The 19,996-nt window shown below is 65.4% G+C and carries 22 protein-coding genes; 16 read left to right on the forward strand and 6 right to left on the reverse strand.

Translation table 11 applies throughout. The features are described from left to right. Positions 1–96: 96 nt before the first annotated feature. The gene (locus SD196_RS13390) at positions 97–1,002 is read right to left on the reverse strand and encodes a LysR family transcriptional regulator (RefSeq protein ID WP_275607161.1); all 906 of its coding nucleotides are present in this window, start codon (positions 1,000–1,002) and stop codon (positions 97–99) included. A 185-nt stretch (positions 1,003–1,187) separates the two neighbouring features. Here SD196_RS13390 and SD196_RS13395 point away from each other — a divergent pair, with 185 nt between their 5' ends. From SD196_RS13395 to SD196_RS13410, 4 genes are all read left to right on the forward strand, one after another. Next, positions 1,188–1,967, forward strand: a complete 780-nt coding sequence (locus tag SD196_RS13395) for an SDR family NAD(P)-dependent oxidoreductase (RefSeq protein ID WP_275607160.1) — start codon at positions 1,188–1,190, stop codon at positions 1,965–1,967. A 71-nt stretch (positions 1,968–2,038) separates the two neighbouring features. Next, entirely contained in the window at positions 2,039–2,797 is a 759-nt protein-coding gene (locus SD196_RS13400) for an SDR family NAD(P)-dependent oxidoreductase (protein ID WP_416311642.1), read from the forward strand. Between the two features lie 48 nt (positions 2,798–2,845). Next, entirely contained in the window at positions 2,846–4,102 is a 1,257-nt protein-coding gene (locus tag SD196_RS13405; protein WP_416311643.1) for an FAD-dependent oxidoreductase, read from the forward strand. 112 nt (positions 4,103–4,214) lie between these two features. Next, positions 4,215–4,607: a GFA family protein gene (locus SD196_RS13410; RefSeq protein ID WP_416311644.1), complete on the forward strand. Its 393-nt coding sequence runs from the start codon at positions 4,215–4,217 to the stop codon at positions 4,605–4,607. A 4-nt stretch (positions 4,608–4,611) separates the two neighbouring features. Here SD196_RS13410 and SD196_RS13415 read toward each other — a convergent pair whose 3' ends face one another. Then, positions 4,612–5,241: a helix-turn-helix transcriptional regulator gene (locus tag SD196_RS13415; RefSeq protein ID WP_331320134.1), complete on the reverse strand. Its 630-nt coding sequence runs from the start codon at positions 5,239–5,241 to the stop codon at positions 4,612–4,614. Between the two features lie 13 nt (positions 5,242–5,254). After that, entirely contained in the window at positions 5,255–5,890 is a 636-nt protein-coding gene (locus tag SD196_RS13420; protein WP_416311645.1) for a hypothetical protein, read from the reverse strand. 232 nt (positions 5,891–6,122) lie between these two features. Here SD196_RS13420 and SD196_RS13425 point away from each other — a divergent pair, with 232 nt between their 5' ends. The 3 genes from SD196_RS13425 (at position 6,123) to SD196_RS13435 (ending at position 10,064) form a co-directional block, all read left to right on the forward strand. Beyond that, positions 6,123–6,998 (forward strand): MurR/RpiR family transcriptional regulator, encoded by an 876-nt coding sequence (locus SD196_RS13425; RefSeq protein ID WP_416311646.1) that lies wholly within the window; start codon positions 6,123–6,125, stop codon positions 6,996–6,998. Between the two features lie 229 nt (positions 6,999–7,227). After that, entirely contained in the window at positions 7,228–8,466 is a 1,239-nt protein-coding gene (locus SD196_RS13430; RefSeq protein ID WP_416311647.1) for an NAD(P)/FAD-dependent oxidoreductase, read from the forward strand. 185 nt (positions 8,467–8,651) lie between these two features. Further along, positions 8,652–10,064 carry an amino acid permease gene (locus SD196_RS13435; protein WP_416311648.1) on the forward strand — a complete coding sequence of 471 codons (1,413 nt, stop codon included), beginning with the start codon at positions 8,652–8,654 and terminating at the stop codon, positions 10,062–10,064. 283 nt (positions 10,065–10,347) lie between these two features. Here SD196_RS13435 and SD196_RS13440 read toward each other — a convergent pair whose 3' ends face one another. Next, positions 10,348–10,728, reverse strand: coding sequence for a hypothetical protein (locus tag SD196_RS13440; protein WP_416311649.1), 381 nt, complete (start codon positions 10,726–10,728; stop codon positions 10,348–10,350). A gap of 312 nt (positions 10,729–11,040) precedes the next feature. After that, entirely contained in the window at positions 11,041–11,256 is a 216-nt protein-coding gene (locus SD196_RS13445; protein WP_416311650.1) for a hypothetical protein, read from the reverse strand. A gap of 250 nt (positions 11,257–11,506) precedes the next feature. On the opposite strand from SD196_RS13445, the gene SD196_RS13450 reads away from it, so the two are divergent. From SD196_RS13450 to SD196_RS13485, 8 genes are all read left to right on the forward strand, one after another. After that, positions 11,507–11,863, forward strand: a complete 357-nt coding sequence (locus SD196_RS13450) for an ArsR/SmtB family transcription factor (RefSeq protein ID WP_275607154.1) — start codon at positions 11,507–11,509, stop codon at positions 11,861–11,863. Beyond that, positions 11,847–12,329, forward strand: coding sequence for an SRPBCC family protein (locus tag SD196_RS13455; protein WP_370599407.1), 483 nt, complete (start codon positions 11,847–11,849; stop codon positions 12,327–12,329). The genes SD196_RS13450 and SD196_RS13455 overlap by 17 nt, the downstream gene beginning before the upstream one ends. 143 nt (positions 12,330–12,472) lie before the next feature. Beyond that, positions 12,473–13,276 (forward strand): 2,5-didehydrogluconate reductase DkgB, encoded by an 804-nt coding sequence (dkgB, locus tag SD196_RS13460; RefSeq protein WP_370599406.1) that lies wholly within the window; start codon positions 12,473–12,475, stop codon positions 13,274–13,276. 5 nt (positions 13,277–13,281) lie between these two features. Beyond that, positions 13,282–14,250: a TIGR03571 family LLM class oxidoreductase gene (locus SD196_RS13465; protein WP_275607151.1), complete on the forward strand. Its 969-nt coding sequence runs from the start codon at positions 13,282–13,284 to the stop codon at positions 14,248–14,250. Further along, positions 14,243–15,364: an alkene reductase gene (locus tag SD196_RS13470; protein ID WP_416311651.1), complete on the forward strand. Its 1,122-nt coding sequence runs from the start codon at positions 14,243–14,245 to the stop codon at positions 15,362–15,364. The genes SD196_RS13465 and SD196_RS13470 overlap by 8 nt, the downstream gene beginning before the upstream one ends. A gap of 20 nt (positions 15,365–15,384) precedes the next feature. Next, positions 15,385–16,323 carry a cyclase family protein gene (locus SD196_RS13475; protein WP_416311652.1) on the forward strand — a complete coding sequence of 313 codons (939 nt, stop codon included), beginning with the start codon at positions 15,385–15,387 and terminating at the stop codon, positions 16,321–16,323. Next, positions 16,320–16,685, forward strand: a complete 366-nt coding sequence (locus tag SD196_RS13480; RefSeq protein ID WP_416311653.1) for a MoaF-related domain-containing protein — start codon at positions 16,320–16,322, stop codon at positions 16,683–16,685. Before SD196_RS13475 ends, SD196_RS13480 begins: the two co-directional genes overlap by 4 nt. Continuing rightward, a complete protein-coding gene (locus SD196_RS13485) occupies positions 16,682–17,866 on the forward strand; it encodes an MFS transporter (RefSeq protein WP_275607147.1) in 1,185 nt (394 codons plus the stop codon). The genes SD196_RS13480 and SD196_RS13485 overlap by 4 nt, the downstream gene beginning before the upstream one ends. 274 nt (positions 17,867–18,140) lie before the next feature. On the opposite strand, the gene SD196_RS13490 is transcribed toward SD196_RS13485, so the two are convergent. Beyond that, a complete protein-coding gene (locus tag SD196_RS13490) occupies positions 18,141–18,932 on the reverse strand; it encodes an SDR family NAD(P)-dependent oxidoreductase (RefSeq protein WP_416311654.1) in 792 nt (263 codons plus the stop codon). A gap of 125 nt (positions 18,933–19,057) precedes the next feature. Between SD196_RS13490 and SD196_RS13495 the strand changes: the two genes are divergently transcribed. After that, the gene (locus SD196_RS13495) at positions 19,058–19,954 is read left to right on the forward strand and encodes a LysR family transcriptional regulator (RefSeq protein WP_416311655.1); all 897 of its coding nucleotides are present in this window, start codon (positions 19,058–19,060) and stop codon (positions 19,952–19,954) included. Positions 19,955–19,996: the final 42 nt, after the last annotated feature.

Genomic DNA, 19,996 nt, shown 5'->3' on the forward strand with positions numbered 1-19,996 from the left:
CGGTTACTCGTGTTAACGATTTTGGGCGATCTTCGCACTTTTTCGGCGTGCCTGGCCAGATGGGGCGGATTTTCGCCCGTGGGGATGCACGGGAACTCAGGATCTGGGTGGCTCGTCCCGGAATACCTGGCGCATGAGATCGAGGTAGCGCCGGGCACCCAGGCCCAGCGGCCGGGACTTCATCCAGATGACATCGACCCAGAGCCGCAGCCTGCTGGCCATGTTGTCGAAGCGGACTTCCGTGACCGCGCCCGAAGCGATCAGCGGTTGTACCAGGGGCTGCGGCAGGTAGGCCCAGCCGAGGCCGGACTGGATGAACTCCAGGGTGGCCAGGTAGCTGTCGGTCAACCAGATGCGCCGCGACAGCACCATGCGTGGGTCCGACCCGGTGGGCGTGCCCGAAGACACGATGATCTGCCGCTGTTCGGCGAGCATTTCCTCGCGCAATGGCCTGTCACCCTGCCGGGCAACGGGGTGCTGCGGAGACGCGACCGCGACGAGCAACTGGCTGCCCGCTTCGAGGAAGGACTCGCGCTCATCGATGCCGGGGCGCTCGAACACCAGCGCCAGTTGCACGGCGCCTTCGTGGAGCATGCGTACGGCTTCGGCTTGCGTGGCCGAGCGGACCTCGATTTCCAGTCCGGGGAACTCCTCGGCCAGTGTCGCCAGCGGCTCGCCCCAGCGCCCGGTCTGCAGCTCCGGGGCAATCGCGATGCTCAGCCGTTGTTCGAGCCCCTTGTGCAGCTGCAATGCCTGGGCATCCAGCAGGTTCAGCTGGCAGATCACCTGCCGGGCCTGGGGCTCCAGGGCCAGCGCGGCGGCGGTGGGCAATGCCTTGCGTGTGCTGCGGTCGAACAGCGTGAGGTCCAGCTCCGCTTCCAGCTGGGCGATGGCCATGCTGACCGCCGATGGCACGCGACCGAGCTTGCGCGCCGCAGCGGAGAAAGAGCCGCTGTCCAGCACGGCGAGGAAGATCGAGAGGGAGTCGCTGGAGAAGGCCATTGTTTTCAATAATCCTGATGATGATCCCCGCCGACATGGGGATGCACGGCTTTGATATGGCCGATACGCACTGAATACCCGATGCGAGCCTGGTCGGTTGTCAGAATAACTGATGGTAATCGTCTTTTTCGATGGCCAGGACGAGCCTAATCTGGCTCGCACTATCGCAATCGAAGGAGGCTGAGATGCTGAATGCACAATGGCAGGGCCAGGTCGCGTTGATCAGCGGCGCCGGCAGCGAACAGGGAATCGGAATGGCGATCGCCCGGCGGCTCGGGCAATGCGGGGTGAAGCTCATCGTTACCGCCAGCAGCGCCCGCCTGTTCGACCGTGTGGCACAGCTGCGCGCCGAAGGTTTCGAGGTCGAAGGACGCACGGCGGACCTTACCGATGAGGCCCAGGTGAACACGCTGGTGGAGTGGGCCGAATCCGTCTGGGGCCGGATCGACATCCTGGTCAATAACGCCGGCATGGCCATGCAGGGCAGTCCGGAGCCCTTCGCCGATGTGGCCGATACCGACCTCGCCGCATGGAACCTGTCACTGTCCCGGAACCTGACCACCGCCTTCCTGCTGACCCGCGGCGTACTGCGGGGCATGCAGGCTCGGGGTTACGGACGGGTCGTGCAGATCAGCTCCACCACCGGCACCCGCGGCAGCAACCCCGGCGAGGCGGCCTACAGCGCGGCCAAGGCCGGGATGGTGGGGATGAACATGGGATTGGCGCTGGAAGTCGCCCGATACGGCATCACTGTGAACAGCGTGGCGCCCGGCTGGATCGCCACCGAATCCTCCACCGAAGAGGAGGCCGTCGCCGGCCGTCATACTCCCGTCGGCAGGGCCGGGCGCCCGGAGGAAGTCGCCGCCGCGGTGGCCTTCCTGGCGTCGCCGGAGGCGAGTTATGTGACCGGTGAAGTACTGGTCGTCGACGGCGGCAACTGCCTGATCGAAAACAAGGCGCCATGAGCGTCCAGGCGCTTACCCGGTCGCCTGGTGCGGCTGTCGGTTCGCGCCCGAGTTCTTGAAGGAAGATATCGATGAGCAAGCCAGTGGTTCTGGTAACCGGCGCCTGCGGCGGCGTGGGGCAGGCATTGGTGCAACGCTTCGCCGCTTCAGGGTGGCAGGTGTTCGCCACCGACCTGGACGACGAGGCGTTACGGCGCCTGGACGAGTCGAAATGGTTGGCCGGCTACAGCGCGGGAGACATCCGCCAGCCCGCCGAGTGCCGGCGGGTCGTGGCCGATGCGGTGCAGGCGACGGGGCGTCTCGATGCGCTGGTCAATGCCGCCGGAGTATGGCGCGAGGGGCCGGTCGAGGCCTGCAGTGAAGAGGATTTCGATATCGTTCTGGACGTCAACCTCAAGGGCACCTTCTTCATGTGCTCGGCGGCGATTCCGCATCTCAAGGACAGCGAAGGGGCGATCGTGAACATCTCCAGCGATGCCGGCCGCCAGGGCAACAGCAATGCCGCCGCCTACTGCGCGAGCAAGGGCGGGGTGACCTTGCTGAGCAAGACGCTGGCCCTGGACCTGGCGCCCTTCGGCGTTCGTTGCAACACGGTGTCGCCGGGCGACATCGAGACGCCCATGTTGCGCTTCCAGGCGGAGCGCTACGGCGCCGGTGACCCCCAGGGGTACTATCGCGAGCTGCTCGCCAAGTATCCCCAGGGCGACAGGGCCGCGTTCATCCAGCCCGGCGAAGTGGCCGAACTGGTGTTCTTCCTCTGCCAACCGCATGCGCGCTCGATCACGGGGGCGGACCTGGCGATCGATCGCGGCGTGTCGGCCGGCAACTGAGTGTCCCGATCCACCCCAGCCATCCGAGCCGCAAGGAAGCTCTCGTCCATGAACAACCTGCACCCCGAAAAGGAGTCGCTTGTGCACCGTCCCATCGCCTGGCACGTCACCCACTGGAGCCATGATCCGTATTCCCTGGGCGCGTACAGCACGCTTCTGCCCGGCGGGACGCCAGCGCATCGCTCAGTCCTGGGCGAGTGCCTGGGCGGTTGTCTGGCGATCGCCGGCGAGGCCTGCAACCCCAAGGCGCCGGCCATGGTCCATGGCGCCTGGGACGATGGTATTCGCGCGGCGGACCTGGCGGTGCGTGCCGGCGCCCGACGAGTCATCGTCATCGGCGCCGGATGTGCGGGCCTGGGTGCCGCCCGCCACCTTGGCGCGCAGGGTATCGACTGCGTCGTGCTCGAAGCGCGGGAGCGCATTGGCGGCCGCACGCACAGCCTGCAACTGGGGCCGGTGACCGTGGATGTCGGCGCCGCCTGGCTGCAGCAGTTCGGCGACAACGCCGTGGCCCGCGAGGCGGAACGGCTCGGGGTGCGCCTGGTCGGGACTGACTTCAACCAGCCTTTGGCGGCGGCCAGCGACGGACCGGTCGATGGCATCGAGGCCGCCTGGGAGGCGCTTCGCCAGGGAATAGATCGGCGTCTTCCCTTGGCCGAGGGCGTTGAGCGCTACCTGGCCGGTCTGACGCCGGAGCAGGCGCGCGCGACGCGTTACGCCATCGACGGCAACCTGATCATCGAGGCCTGCCGGCCGCTGGCGGAATTGTCGGTGGAGTCGCTCGACGAGGAGGGGGTCGGCAACGACGATCATTTCCTTCCCGACGGCTATCGCCAGGTCATCGACCATCTGGCGACCGGGCTCGACATCCGGCTCGGGCAACCCGTTACTCGGATCGACTGGCACAACGGCGACGTGCGGGTGAATGACGAGCGCGGCGACTTCTGCATCTGTACCGTGCCGCTCGGCGTGCTCAAGACCCTGGAGTTCCTCCCCGAGCTGCCGCAGCCCCAACGGGAGGCATTGTCCCATCTGGGCATGGGGATGCTGGAGAAGGTCGTGCTGCAGTTCGACCAGCGCTGGTGGCCATGCTCTCCGAGCGGCTATCTGCGCTGGTACGACACGCCGGCGAGCTGGGTCGAGTGGCTGGACCTGACCGATGCGGTCGGCCAACCCACGGTCGCCGGGCTTATCGCGGCGGATGCGGTGGAGCGGCAGTTCAGTGGCCGCAGCGATGAGGAGATTGCCCTGGCCGCCTGTGAGGCCCTGCAGGCCTGGGCTCGTGCCGTCGAGGCGACACCGTAAGTCGTCACAGTCTTTCCGTCGCTCCCGTTAATCCGGGGATAATGGGGGCTCGCGAAGCCTGAAGGGCTTTCTCGTAAACAGCCCTGACACGCGATGTCAGAGGAGGTGCAGCGTGGAACGATTCACCGGCGGTTGCCTGTGCGGCAACGTCCGCCTTGTGGCCACAGGCCGCCCCTACCGGGTCGGCCTGTGCCACTGCTTGGATTGCCGCAAGCATCATGGCGCGCTGTTTCACGCGTCGGCGATCTTTCCCCAGGACGCGGTGACGGTCGAAGGCGAAACCCATGAGTACGCCGGGCGGCATTTCTGTCCCCGTTGCGGGTCGTCGGTGTTCGGGCGCAGTGGCGATGAAATCGAGGTGAATCTGGGCTCGCTGGACGCCCCGGACCAGTTCAAGCCCACCTACGAACTCTGGACCATCCGCCGCGAGGCCTGGCTGCCAGCGTTCCCGCTTTCGCGGCACTACGAGCGAGACCGGGATAGCACTGAGCGCTCCGAAGAGTAGGCTGTCAGTGTGAGTCGTCTTCCGCCTGCTTCTTCAGGTGGAAACGGCAGACTTCGCCGTCGCGGTGGATGCATTCGAGGTGTTCGACGGGGTGCCCGCCGAGGGTGCCGATCAGCGTCAGGTCCAGCTCGCAGACTTCGGGGTAGCGATCGGCCAGGTGGTGGAACACGCAGTTGTGCGCGACGATCTCCAGCTCGCCGGAGCTGCGGGCGATGATCTGCGCTTCGTAGCCGGAGTCGTTCAGGTGTTCGACGATCCGTGGCTCCGCTACCTGCTCGGACTCCAGCTCAGCCGCGAGGCGCGCGCCGAGCTTGCGCATTATCCCGAGCAAGGCGTCATGCCCGATGAGCTGCGCGATCTCGCCGATCAGCAAGTCGGCGAGCAATTGGTACTGGCGGGGGAACAACTCCCGCCCGTGAGCGCTGAGCAGGTACAACTGCTCCGGACGCCTCCCCGTGGGGCGGGTGGGGCCGCGTACCACCAGGTCGTCGCGCTCCAGCGCCGCCAGGTGCTGGCGCACGGCGGTACGGGTGACCGCCAGTTGTTCGGCCAACTCGTCGATGCTCATACCGCCCGCCCGGTAGAGCAGGGCGGCGAGCAGGTCTTGCTGGGTGCGGCCCATTCCTTGAAGCATTCGTGTACCTCGCTCAGAACTTGTCCGGGAACTGCTTGACCAGGGCGGCGCTCAGCTCGTCGGCGAGCATCAGGATGTGATGCCGCATGGCCTGCCAGGTCTTGGCTTCGCCGGCGTAGTCATGGGCGCCGAACTGGTCGATCTGGGCAATGTGCTGGGCGCCATGGGTGCTGAGCATGGCCACCAGGTCCTTCTCGGGCAAGTTGGGGTTGGCCTTGGCGAGGAATTTCGCAATGGCGCCGGCATTGCCGGTGAGCTCGGAAACCGCGGCTTTGCGCCCGGCGGCATCTTTCGCGACGCTGGCGTCGCTGTAGTGCTTCACGGCGGTCCAGTGGCCGGCCAGCAGCTTGAGCAACTGGTCGGCGGCGGGTTGGCCGTAGAGCGGCGCGATGGCGTTGGCAATGGTCGTGGCGTTTGCCACCACCTGGTCGGCGGCGACTTTGGCCTGGGCCTTGTCGCCGGCCTGGTTGGCCTGCACGTAGTCGCGAATCCAGAAGATGTGTTCCTGCCACAGGTCGCGCAAGGCCAGACGGTTGTCCAGGGCTCCGGCTGAGGCCGTGGGTGCGCTGGTGCTGGCATAGCTGGCGGCGAAGGTCGGGGCGCAGAACAGGGTGACGAGCACGAGGAGTATCGATGATCCGAGTTTCATGACGGTGGCCTCTGGTGGTCGGTGATACTGCAAAATCAATTTAGGCATATAAAAATGCCGTAATTGTTTTATCCGACGAGAGGCGCTGATCGTGGCGAGCAGGCGGACATTCGCCAAGCGCTGTTCATGCAGGCCGTGTCTTCGTGGACTCATGTGAATTGCAAGTTAACTTGCATTGTTTGACTTAATGCCAGAAATCCACCATTGTTGCTCCCACCTCGAAGGAGCACCCATGGACAGTTCGATCAAGCAACGCCTGAAGGACAACCTGACCGCCAAGGCCGCGTCATCCCGGGCGATCGCCCATTACATGCTGGCGAACCTGACCGAACTGCCGTTCGAGACCTCGGCGTCCATCGCCGACAAGCTGGGCGTGAGCGAGTCCACCGTGGGCCGTTTCTGTCGCGCCCTGGGTTATGCGCATTTCAAGGCCCTCAAGGCCGACCTCAAGGATGACCTGGGCGACAGCCCCTGGCTGATCGGTGATCGCCTGGAAGAGTTCCGCCGACAGGAGGATGCCGCGCCGCTGGCTGCCTCGAAGAGCCTGGAGCTGGAAATGGCGGCCCTGGTGCGCGTCTACGAGTATTCCCGGACCGAGCAATGGCAGGCGCTGTGCGAACGCCTGGCGAGCCGCACCTGGCTGTTCGCCGCGGGCTTCCAGACCGAGCGCGGCATCGCCATGTCCTTCGTGCACCTGATGCAGTACCTGCGCGAAGGGGTGCGCCTGGTGGACGGCGCCGCCGGCAACTTCAGCGATGTGCTGCTCAGCGATCCCGCCCAGAGCGCCTTGCTGGTCTTCGACACCCGGCGCTATTCCCGTCACGCGATGTTGCTCTGTCAGCGCGCCACCGAGGCCGGCATTCCGGTCACGCTGATCACCGACGAGTACTGCGACTGGGCCGAGCCCTGCGTGAGCGAGGTGTTCCGCGTGCCCACGGAGCTGAACCTGTTCTGGAGCTCCGACGCGCCGATGCTGTCGCTGGTCAACCTGCTGGTCAACGATGTGTTCAAACGCATGGGGCCGGAGGTGGAGAAACGCCTGGAATCCATCGCCGAGTTGCACAACGAGTTCGTCGGCTACACCACGCCCTTCAACCCATCCCGGTAACGGATACGCGGGAGTTCCCATGAAGCACTTCGGTATCTGGCGCGTCGGCTGATCGCGCCTCCGGCATCACGCCAGCCTGACCGGTTCAGGCACCCAGACTGAGTTGAATTTTTCGCGCCGGGACAGCTCCTGCGGGCCGGCCTGCGCGCGCGACGAAAATCTGCATGCCCACGGGCAGGCGCGGGGAGGGCGGAGCTTTGCCCATCGCGCCCCAACATGAGGAAGGTTCATGGATTGCGATGTGATAGTGCTCGGGGCCGGGATAGTCGGGGTGTGCACAGCGCTCCATCTGCAGGAGCGCGGTCGCAGTGTCTGCCTGGTGGACCGGGCGGCGCCGGGATCGGGCACCAGCCACGGCAATGCCGGGTTGATCGAGCGCTCCAGCGTGGTGCCCTACGCCTTTCCGCGCGATCCCCTGGCGCTGCTGCGCTACGGCCTGAACCGCGAACCGGACGTGCGCTACAACCCTCTGTTCCTGCCGAAGATCGCCGGCTGGCTGCTCAGCTACTGGCGCAATTCCTCGCCGCGTCGACTTCAGGAAGCTGCTCGCGACATGTTGCCCCTGGTGGAGCGCAGTGTGGAGGAGCACGACCGCCTGGTGGCCGAGGCGCGGCTGGAGTCGCTGATCCAGTCGCGCGGCTGGCTGGACCTGTACCGCACCCCCAAAGCCCTGGCGCGGGCCGCTGCGGAGGCCACTGAGCTGGAGCGCTTCGGGCTGCGCTCCAGCCTGTTGGACCGCACGGCACTGGAACGGCAGCAATCGGCCCTGGGCAGCGCGGCCTTCGGCGCCATCCACTGGCACGACCCGAAGACGGTCCGCGACCCCGGCGCCCTGGTGCGCGGCTATGCGGCGCTGTTCGTCAATCGCGGTGGGGTGCTGCTGCATGGTGACGCTGACAGCCTGGGCAGGAGAGGGCGCCTGTGGCGGGTCGGCAGCAGCGATGGTGACGTGGTAGCCACTGACCTGGTGGTGGCCCTGGGCGCGGACTCGGCCGAGGTCTGCCGGCGCTTGGGCTATCGCATCCCGTTGGCGGTCAAGCGCGGATACCACATGCACTACGCCGCCGCCGAAGCGGAGCTGCAGCACACCCTGTGCGACAGCCAGCGTGGCTACGTGCTGGCGCCGATGAGCCAGGGCATCCGCCTGACCACCGGCATCGAGTTCGCCGACCCCATGGCGGGGCCGAACGAGATCCAGCTGCGCCGGGTGGAGCGGCTCGCCCGGGGACTCTTCCCCCTCGGCAGTCGCCTCGACGCCGAACCCTGGCTGGGCCGCCGGCCCTGCCTGCCGGACATGCGCCCGGTGATCGGCCCGGCGCCGCGTCATCCGGGGCTCTGGTTCAACTTCGGCCACGCCCACCACGGACTGACGCTGGGCCCCGTCAGCGGGCGCCTGCTGGCCGAGATCATGTGTGGAGAACCCACCTTCACCTCCCCCGAACCCTTCGCCGCCCAGCGCTTTGCCTGAAGTGCGCTGAGCGACATCCCAGGCGATTCGCCGAAAACCACTGCCGATACGCAATAAAGAGGACAACAAGATGTTATCGAGCATGACCCATGAGGTGGTTTCACTGATCTGCCCGCCGTACCACGGCCTCGATTCGTTCCAAGCCTTACCCTCGCACGCCCTGCCCGGGCGAGAGGAGGTGCGCCATGATTAAGTCACGGGACGGCGCACAACTCACCCGCGCCCTGAAGCGGCGCCACGTCTTCATGCTTTCGCTCGGGGGCGTGATCGGCACCGGCCTGTTCATGGGCTCGGGCGTCATCATCAACCAGGGCGGGCCGATGGGCGCGATACTCGCCTACCTGGTTGCCGGCCTGCTGATGTACCTGGTGATGGCCTGCCTCGGTGAGCTCTCGGTGGAAATGCCGGTATCCGGCTCGTTCCAGGTCCATGCCACGCGCTACATCGGCCCTGCCACGGGCTTCATGATCGGCTGGGTGTACTGGATGAGCTGGGTATCCACCGTGGGCCTGGAGTTCACCGCCACCGGCATGCTGATGGAACGCTGGTTCCCCGACGTGCCGATCTGGGTCTGGTCGGCCATCTTCGTGGTCCTGCTGTTCTCCCTCAACGCCCTGGCCACCCGCGCCTTCGGCGAGGCGGAATACTGGTTCGCCGGGGTCAAGGTGGTGGCCATCCTGGCCTTCATCGTGATCGGCGTGCTGGTGATCTTCGGCGGCATCCGCCTGGGCAACGGCGCGCCGGCGCCGATGCTGAACAACCTGCTGGGCGACAGCCTGTTCCCCAACGGCTTGTCGGCGGTGTTCGCGGTGATGATGACGGTGGTCTACGCCTTCCAGGGCTGCGAGATCCTCGGCATCGCGGCGGGGGAGGCGGAGCAGCCGGAGAAGAGCATTCCGCGCTCGGTGCGCAACGTGGTCCTGCGTATCCTGATCTTCTACGTCCTCGCCATCGTGGTGCTGTCGGCGATCATTCCCTGGCAGCAGGCGGGCCTGGTCGAGAGTCCATTCGTGCAGGTATTCGACATGGTCGGCATTCCCTACGCCGGGGACCTGATGAACTTCGTCATCCTCACCGCCATCCTGTCAGTGGCCAACTCGGGCCTGTACGCCTCCACGCGGATTCTCTGGTCCATGTCCAAGAGCGGGATGGCGCCCAAGGTCCTGACCCGGCTGAGCAAGCGCGGCGTACCGCTGTACGCGCTGCTCATCACCCTGGGTTGCTCGCTGCTTTCGCTGCTGACCAGCGTGGTTGCCGCCGACACCCTCTTCATGGTGCTGACCGCGGTGAGCGGCATGGCCGGTACCGTGACCTGGATCGTCATCGCCTACGCCCAGTACCGCTTCCGCCGCGAGCACATGGCCAAGGGCGGCACCGTGGTCGACCTAAAGTACGCCGCGCCCCTGTTCCCGCTGCTTCCGGTGGCGTGCATCCTGATCTGCTGCTCGCTGTTCGTCTTCCTCGCAATGGATCCGACCCAGCGACCCTCGCTGTACTGGGGTTTCGGCTTCATGGCGGTGTGCTACCTGGCCTTCTACCTGATCAAGCGCAAGAGCCCGGAGCACGCTACCCGCGTGGCGCTGGGGCAGGAGGGCTGACCTGATCTCGCCAGGGCCCTCGGGTGGCTGCCCGAGGGCTCTGGCGTGATCGCTCAGGCAACGACAGCGTCCTTCGGGATCGGATAGTCGGTGTAGCCGCGCCATCATCACCGAAGAAGGTTTCGCGCGGGGCGTCGTTCAGCGGCGCGTTGGCCTTCAGTCGTTCGACGAAGTCTGGGTGGGCCTGCGCCATCTGCCCGCAGGCTTCCAGGTCGGCCAGGCGCGGACGCTTTATCGAACTGTTTCCGCCCCAAACAGCCGAAGGGCATGCTTCTGCCATGCCTCAGTCGTCAGGCTTTGCGGGCGCGCTCTCGATAATTTTTATTGAAACAAAAGAAATCAGATAGACCGCTATCGCGTTGATGGCAGCAAAGCTTAGGAAATAGCCTAAAGCAGCAGCCAAGGTCACATGCTTTGAGAAGGCTGGAATGAACAAAAAACTAAGGAGACAAACGCCAACAGCGATCCTCTGCATGTACTGATCTGTTATTTTTCCATAGTTGTCTTTGATGTGGTTGAATAACAAGCCAGCCAGCACAGTCAGTTGTGCAAACAAGTGAAGAAAAGTGCTATTTCCGGATCGGCCAAAATTTATGGACGCCAATAAAACTGCAACCAGAAGACTTACAAAGAAGTACTTTATCAAGAATTTGCTAGCTTTCATTTTCCCTCCTTGGTATCAGTCAGCTCACGCCTTCGGCAACGGCCGGGGACGGTGGTCGATTCTTGCTGGTCACGACGGGCAGAGAGCGCCCAAGAATCATCGCTCCAAGATGGGAGCGCGAACCCCGCGACCAACTGAGGTCCATCATTCTTGTGGATCAATTGGAAGCATGCAGCGAAGAGCGCCGCACGCGGCGCCTGCCACAATGCATAATAGATAGAAAGAACCAGCGCTAGCTCCTTTGGTGAATGCTTGAAAAATAAATGCTGAGATTAAGCCGGCTATTCCGCCAATCAATGCGCCCGAGCTGTATCATATGTATTCTGGCTTGAATATCTTGGTGGTAGTGATAAAAAGTACGGAAAAAACAACTCCAGCCAAAGCAGCTGCGGGAGCGCCAAGAATGAATGCGCCAATAATGGTGAATGGAAAAACTAAAACCACCGGGTTTCCATGAAAGGCAACTAGAAGGCCAATTACCGGGCCGGCAATTGTAAAGACCAGAACCGATATGATCCCTGACTTCACGATGATGTCTTCCTTGTGCGTCTGCCGAGACGCGTGTTCTGTAGCCATAGGTAAGCGAAACGGCCTGATTGCAGCTTAGGAGGTCATCGGCAGTGTGTCCATGGAGCACTTTTGCGCCGATTTCTGCCCCTCTCGACTGGCAGCTAAGGGCCGGAAACGGCCCTTTCATGCATAGACAATCGAACCCTGATTTTCCGGCCGCCCGCAAAAAGTCCTTGGCAAAGCCCACCACTGACCTATAGTTAGCCATATGGCTAACTATGAAGCGGCAATCAGCGACGTGTTCCAGGCGCTGGCGGACCCCACCCGCTGCGCCATTATCGGCGCGCTCGGTTTCGGCGCGCAGTCGGTGTCGACGCTGGCGGCGCCGTTCGACATGGCGCTGCCGTCCTTCATGAAGCACCTGACGGTGCTCGAACGCAGCGGGCTCATCCGCAGCCGCAAGAACGGTCGGACCCGCACCTGCGAGCTGGTGCCGGAACGGCTTGCCCAGGCCGAGCAATGGTTCGCCGAGCAGCGTGCCCTGTGGGAAGCGCGCTCGGATCGCATGGCCGAATTCGTCGAACAACTTCACCAAGAGGAGCAGGACCATGACCCGGAACACTGAACGCGACGACTCGCGCGACCTGATCATCACCCGTGTGCTCAACGCCCCGCGCAGCGCCTTGTGGCGCGCCTGGTCGGAACCCGAGTTGCTCAGGCAGTGGTGGTGCCCCAAGCCCTGGACCACCGAGGTACTGGCCTTCGACCTGAAGCCCGGCGGCGCTTTCCATACCTTGATGAAAGGGCCGGATGGCGGCGTCAGTGACAACCCCGGCAGCTTCCTCGAAGTCGTACCGGGCGAGTGCCTGGTGTTCACCTCGATGCTCACCGCAGGCTGGCGGCCGAACACGCCCTGGATGGGCTTCACCGCGATCATCACGATGACCGACGAAGGCGCCGGCTGCCGCTATACCGCCCACGTCATGCACCCCGACGACGCCTCGCGGGAGCAGCATGAGCAGATGGGCTTCTTCGACGGCTGGAACACTGTCATCACCCAGCTCGAAGAACTTGCCGCCACGCTGGGGTGATCAGATTTGCGTTCGAATCACGTGCAATTCAACCACTCATGATTTGAAGTCAAAAGACTTTGCCGCGCCGGCGCCTTAATCGCTGACAGCGAAGCCGGCAGACTGGGCTCCATCGGAACGATCAACCTTCCTGGAGCCCCAACATGAGCATTCCTTCCTTCGGCCTCGGCACCTTCCGCCTGACCGGCCAGGCCGTCATCGATTCGGTACGCACCGCGCTCGAGCTGGGTTACCGCGTCATCGACACCGCGCAGATCTACGGCAACGAGGCCGACATCGGCCAGGCCATCGCCGAGAGCGGCGTGCCGCGCTCCGAGCTGTTCCTCACCACCAAGATCTGGGTGGAGAACTACGCCGCCGACAAGCTGGTCCCCAGCCTGCGCGACAGTCTCGCCAAGCTGCGCACCGACCACGTCGACCTGACCCTGATCCACTGGCCTGCGCCGGGCAATGGCGTCGAGCTGAGCGAGTACATGGCTGCGCTGGCCGAAGCCAAGAAGCTGGGCCTGACCCGCCAGATTGGCATCTCCAACTTCAACATCGAGCTGACCCGCCAGGCCATCGCCGCCGTGGGCGAGGGCGAGATCGCCACCAACCAGATCGAACTCAGCCCCTACCTGCAGAACCCGGCCCTGACCGCGTTCCTGAAAGAGCAGGGCATCAAGGTCACCTCCTACATGACCCTGGCCTACGGCAAGGTGCTGAAGGACCCGCTGCTGGCCGAGATCGCCGCCAAGCACAACGCCACCGTCGCGCAGGTCGCGCTGGCCTGGGCGCTGCAGCTGGGCTACGCGGTGATCCCGTCCTCGACCCGCCGCGAGAACCTGGCCAGCAACCTGCTCGCCCAGGAGCTGCGCCTGGATGCCGACGACATGGCGAAGATCGCCACGCTGGAGCGAAATGGCCGTGAAGTCAGCCCGGAAGGTCTGGCTCCGATCTGGGATTGATCGCCATGTCCGCACCTATGGATCGCCTGACTGCCGGCGGCTTCAGCGTCGGCCTCGAAGCTCCGCTGGACAACGACTGGACGCCTGCCGGTGAACTGGCGCGGCAGCAGGCCGGACGCCGCCACGGCGAGCCGGACCTGGCCCAGCACGCGAAGCTCGCCCAGCTTGCCGACCGCCTCGGCTTCCGTGCCCTGTGGGTGCGCGACGTCCCACTCTATGACCCGTCGTTCGGCGATGCCGCCCAGGTTTTCGAGGTGTTTTCCTACCTCGGTTACCTGGCTGGCGTCACCCGCGACATCCTGCTCGGCACCGCTGCCGTGGTGCTGCCGATCCGCGAGCCGCTGCTGACCCTGAAGTCGGCCGCGACCGTGCAGCGCCTGAGCGGCGACCGCTTGCTGCTCGGCGTGGCCAGTGGCGACCGGCCGGTGGAGTACCCGCTGTTCGGCCGCGACTTCGAAGGCCGCGGCGGCAACTTCCGCGAGCAGATCGCACTGCTGCGCGATGCCGCGCGGTCGAGCCTGCCCGAAGGCATGGCCGTGCTGCCTGCTCCGACTTCACCGCTGCCGTTGTTGGTGGCGGGGCTGGCGCAGCAGAGCCCGGCCTGGATCGGCGCGAACCTCGACGGCTGCCTGGCCTATCCCGGCACGCCGGAAGACCACCAGCGTCGCGTCGCCAACTGGCGTGCGGTGGCCGGAGCCAAACCCTATTCGAGCTTCATCCACCTGGACCTGGCCGAGCGCGCCGACGAGCCCCTGCGGCGCTGGCGCTTCGGTTTCCGTGGCGGCCGTGACGCGCTGGCTGCCGAACTGCGTGCGCTGCGTGCCGCCGGCGTCGACCACGTCGGCCTGCAACTGCGCCGCAACCTGCGGCCCCTCGACGAGACCTTGCAGGAGATCGCCGAGTGCGTGCTGCCCGAATTCCATGCCCAATCGACCACGGCGGCCGCGCCGCTGGAGGAGATCTGCAATGTCTGAGAATGCATCCCCGCTGTTCCAACCCCATTCCCTGGGCGGCCTTGAACTGCCCAACCGCATCGTCATGCCGCCGATGACCCGCTCCCGCGCCAGCCAGCCGGGCGACGTGCCCAACGAGCTGATGGCCGAGTACTACGCCCAGCGCGCCAGCGCCGGCCTGATCGTCAGCGAGGGCACCTGGATTTCCCCGCTGGGCAAAGGCTATGCCTGGACCCCAGGCATCCATTCGCCTGCACAGGTCGCCGGCTGGCGCAAGGTCACCCAGGCGGTGCACGCCGCTGGCGGGCGCATCTTCGCGCAGCTCTGGCATGTCGGCCGGCTGAGCCATATCAGCCTGCTCGATGGCCAGGCGCCGGTATCCTCGTCGGCCATGCAGGCCGAGGGCGTCAACGTCTTCGTCGCCGAGACCGACGGCACCCCCGGCTTCGTCCAGGCCTCCAAGCCGCGTGCGCTGAAGACCGAGGAAATCCAGGGCATCGTCGATGAGTACCGTCAGGCCGCGCGCAATGCCATGGCTGCCGGCTTCGACGGTGTCGAGCTGCACGCCGCCAACGGCTACCTGGTCAACCAGTTCATCGACTCCAATGCCAACGACCGTACCGACCAGTACGGCGGCTCGCTGGAGAACCGCCTGCGCTTCCTCGGCGAAGTGGCCCAGGCGCTGATCGAAGGCACCAGCGACAAGAGCCGCGTCGGCATTCGCCTGGCGCCGCTGACCACCCTCAACGGCTGCGTCGACGCCGATCCGCAAACCACCTATCTCGCCGCCGCACGTCTGCTGGGCGAGATCGGCGTGGGTTACATCCACATCGCCGAAGCCGACTGGGACGACGCCCCGCACATGCCACTGGAATTCAAGCAGCGCCTGCGCGAGGTGTTCCCCGGCACCCTGATCTACGCCGGCAAGTACACCGCCGAGCGCGCCAACGCCGCGCTGAACGAAGGCTGGGCGGACCTGATCGCCTTCGGCCGGCCCTTCGTTGCCAACCCCGATCTGCCCGAACGCCTGCGCCAGGGCGCGCCGCTCAACCCGCACCAGCGCGAAACCCTGTTCGGCGGTGGTGCCCATGGCCTCACCGATTACCCCAGCCTGGCCGTCGCCGCGACCGCCTGAACCCACCCAGGAATTCGAAGATGAAAGCCCTTGCAACACTCACCCTGGCCGCTGTGCTGCCGCTGGCCGTGCAGACTGCTTCCGCCGCGGACTGGTACCCATCCGCCTACGGCGCCAACGATGAAATCGGTGCCGCTAACCTGCTGACCCCCGAAGTGACGAAGCAGGCCGTGCAACTGGTCAGGACCGGCAAGACCTACCCGCTGGCCGTGCCCGTGGACAAGAACCTGCCGGCCTTCCGCCACCGCAGCTTCAACCTCTACAACATCCAGCCGGGCGAGCAGGGTGGGCAGTCCCTCGGCCCGAACAAGTTCACCTTCAACGATGAACTGGTGAACGCCTGGACCGGCGTTGGCACCCAGCTCAACGGCATTGGCCACATCGGGATCGACAACCTTTACTACAACGGCAACAAGGCCGCCGACTTCGTCACCGTGGAAGGGGTGAAGAAGCTCGGCATCGAGAAGGTCCCGCCGTTCGTGACCCGTGGCGTGGTGCTGGACATGACCGCGCACTACGGCAAGGCCATCGTCCCCGGCGGCACCGAGTTCAGCGTCGCCGACATCCAGGCGGTGCTGAAGAAGGAAGGCCTCACCCTGCGCAAGGGCGACGTGGTGCTGTTCAACACCGGCTGGCTGGAACTGATCGGCAAGGACAACCAACAGTTCCTCGAAGTCGAGCCAGGCATCGGCATGGAGGCCGCGAAGTGGCTGGCCGACCAGGGTATCGTCGCCTTCGGTGGCGACACCTGGGCCTCGGAGGTCTACCCCAATCCCCATGGCAAGGACGAGTTCCCGGTCAACCAGTACCTGCTCGCCAAGCGCGGCATCTACAACCTGGAACTGATCGACAGCCGCGCCCTGGTGCGCGACCAGGCCTGGGAGTTCCTCTTCGTCCTCGGTCAGCCGCTGTACGTCGGTTCGACCCAGGTCAACATCAATCCGGTGGCGATCAAATGAGCAAACCTGACCAAACCTCGCACCCGCTATTCGCCGGCCGCGGCTTCCGCGTCGACTACGACGGCTTGTCCGCCCACAACCTCTATTCGGCGGACGGTAACAGCATCCGCTACGCCATCGTCTCCGGCCCCTACGCCGGTGCCCGTGGCGAGGCGGCCTGCCAGTGGCAGGAAATTGGCGATGGCGTCTACGTGATCTCCTGGCAGGAAGCCGACGGCGCTACCGTGGTGCACGTCGACGACTTCGCCAACGGGCGCTCGCAGGCGTTCTTCACTGCCACGGACCTCAGCTTCTACCGCATGCAGGGCCCGCTGACGGAAATCGACCCCGCCCAATACGGGGCCCAGGAGAGCGGAAAATGAAATCCGGTCGGGTTCTGTTCGCCCTGGCCATTGGCGCGTTCGGCATCGGTACCACCGAGTTCACTCCGATGGGGCTGTTGCCGGTGATCGCCGATGGCGTGCAGGTCAGCATCCCCACGGCGGGGATGCTGGTCACCGCCTACGCGGTCGGCGTCATGGTTGGCGCTCCGGTGATGACCCTGCTGTTCAGTCGCTTCGGCAAGCGCGCCGCATTGATGGCATTGATGGCCATCTTCACGGTCGGCAACCTGCTTTCGGCCATGGCGCCGGATTACTACACGCTGCTCGCCTCGCGGCTGGTCACCAGCCTCAACCATGGCGCCTTCTTCGGCCTTGGCGCGGTGGTGGCGGCGAGCGTGGTGCCCAGGGACAAACGGGCGAGCGCGGTGGCGACCATGTTCATGGGTCTGACCATCGCCAACATCGGCGGGGTCCCGGCGGCCACCTGGGTTGGCCAGCAGGTCGGCTGGCGCCTGGCCTTCGCCGGCACCGCCGGGCTCGGTGTGCTGGCCATGGCGGCGCTGTGGTTCGCCTTGCCCAAGGGCGAACGCGGCATGGTGCCTCACGTTCGCCGTGAGCTGGCAGTGATTGCCCGGCCCAGCGTGCTGCTGGCGATGGCGACCACGGTGCTGGGTGCGGGCGCGATGTTCACCCTTTACACCTACGTCGCCCCGGTGCTGGCCGAGCTGACCGGCGCCTCGAACAGCTTCGTCACCCTGGCGCTGGTGCTGATCGGTGTCGGCTTCACCCTCGGCAACAGCCTGGGCGGCCGTCTTGCCGACTGGTCGCTGGATGGCTCGGCACGCATCTTCCTCGGCGCGCTGGCGGTGATCATGCTGCTGTTGCCGCTGATCCTGAGCAGCCATGTGGGCGCTGCCGTGGGCCTGCTGCTGTGGGGCGTGGCCACCTTCGCCGTGGTGCCGCCGCTGCAGATGCGCGTGATGCACGCCGCCGCCGAGGCCCCGGGGCTTGCCTCGTCGATCAACGTGGGTGCCTTCAACCTTGGCAATGCCGTGGGCGCGGCACTGGGCGGTGGGGTAATCAGCCTGAATCTTGGCTACGCAGCGGTGCCAATGGCCGGCGGCTTGCTGGCCGCTGCCGGGCTGCTGCTGGTATGGCTGGGGAAGGCGCAGAAGGTCACGCTTGAAACGGCGGATAGCGCGTCGCGCGACAGTGCCTGATTCCGCTCGCGAAGGCTGTTCGAGAAGGCCGTCTCCATGCGAGGCGGCTTTTTTCGTTTCCCTTATTGCTGGTGGTCTTCAGCCTCGGGCGCGTCGCGTCCGGGGCGTTCTTGTTGTGTTATGTCGGGTCATTGGCTCGATGGGGGAAGGAAAGGACCGCGCGGCTCGGGTTGAAACAAGTGCCTGCGTGATGCGCGCACAAACAAAAAGCCCCGGCCTGCTGGCCGGGGCTTGGTTCAGCGGATCAGACGAGGTGACGCCTGAGGTAGTCGGCTCAGATCGCCAGGCTGTCCACTACGCCGCCATCCACGCGCAGTGCCGCGCCGGTGGTGGCGGAGGAGAAGGGCGAGGCGACATAGGTGACCAGGGCGGCCACTTCGTCGACTTCGGCGACGCGCTGGATGATCGAGCTGGGGCGTTCGCGGCGTACGAATGCGTCGGCTTCCTCGCGCGGGGTACGGCCGGACTCGCGCACGGCGTCGGCCACCAGGTTGGCCACGCCTTCGGTGAAGGTCGGACCGGGGAGAACAGCGTTGACGGTCACGCCGGTGCCGGCCAGGCGTTTGGCCAGGCCATGGGAAACGGCCAGATTGGCGGCCTTGGTGACGCCGTAGTTGATCATCTGCGCGGGGATGGCGACGCCCGACTCTGACGACAGGAAGATCACCCGGCCCCAGCCGCGCTCGACCATGCCAGGGGTGTAGTGGCGGGCCAGGCGCACGCCGGAAAGCACGTTGATTTCGTAGAAGTCCAGCCAGTCCTGGTCGTCGGTGTCGTAGAAATCGACATCGTTGTAGATGCCCAGGTTGTTCACCAGGATGTCGGCGTGGGGCTCGGCGGCGAACAGGGTTTGCGCGCCGGCGGCATTGCCCAGGTCGGCGACTACGCCACGGGCCTTGCCCTTGGCTACGCGGATGCCGGCCACGGCCTCGTCCACGGAGGCGGCGTTGCGGCCGACGATGACGACTTCGGCGCCGGAAGCGGCCAGCTGGCGGGCGATGCCCAGGCCGATGCCGCCGGTGGAACCACTGATGATGGCGGTCTTGCCGCCGAGATCGATCTGCATGTTGGTAATCCTCATCCAGGGGGCACGGGATGCGCCGGTAATCGACTGGATCTGGCGGCATCCTAGGGGTGGCCTGTAAGATCGTACATAACTTAATTCGACATACTTGAGTCCTAGAAGGTCATATGCTGGATCTCAGACAGCTCCGTTATTTCGTTGCCGTGGCCGAAGTCGAACACGTGGGCAAGGCGGCGGAGCAATTGCACATTTCCCAATCGCCGCTGAGCCGGCAGATCGCCCAACTGGAGGAGCGCCTCGGCCTGCAACTGTTCGAGCGTAGCCAACAGCGACTGCGCCTGACGTCCGATGGACGCACTTTCCTGCATGAGGCCAAGGCGCTGCTCAAGCACGCCGAGCGCCTGGAGTCCCTCGGCCGCCGGCTGGGCCGGGGCGAGACGGGTGGGCTGTGCGTCGGCTACGTCAGCCATGCCATCCATGCCGGAGTGCTGCCCGATGCGCTGCGCCGGGTGCGTGAGGAGCGACCGGGCATCCACATCGCCCTCTACAACCTCTCGGCCCAGGAGCAGTTCGAAGGCCTGCGCCAGCGCAGCCTGGATATCGCCCTGGTCTGCGAGCCGCCGATGGCCGACGACCCGGACCTGCTGGCCTCGCCGGTGTTCAACGACCCGCTGCACCTCGCTTTGCCGCTGGGGCATCCCCTCGCCGACAAGGCCGTCATCGAGCCGGCCGACCTGCACGAGCAGGACTGGATCATGGTCGAGGGTCACTTGCAGCAGAGCCGTCGCGAGCAGTTCCTGGCCAGTTGCGTGGAAGCCGGCTTCACCCCGCAGATCCGCCTGGAGGCGGCCGAGCCGCTGAGCGCCCTCGGGTTGGTGTCCGCCGGCCTGGGCCTGGCGCTGATCCAGCAGAGCATCGGCGGCGAGCGCAATCCCAACGTGGTGCTGCGCGAGCTGCCGTGGCTGGGGCAGAGCACCGGCCTGTGGGCGGCCTGGCACCGGGTTGATCTGCGGCCGATCGTGAGCGAGTTCCGCGAGGTGGTGCTGGCCTGCTCGCAAGCCTGAGCGGCGCTTCCCGGCAAAATCACCAGGGCTGGGCAGGGTGAG

The sequence above is a fragment of the Pseudomonas macauensis genome (assembly GCF_047902425.1).
Classification (GTDB): Bacteria; Pseudomonadota; Gammaproteobacteria; order Pseudomonadales; family Pseudomonadaceae; genus Pseudomonas.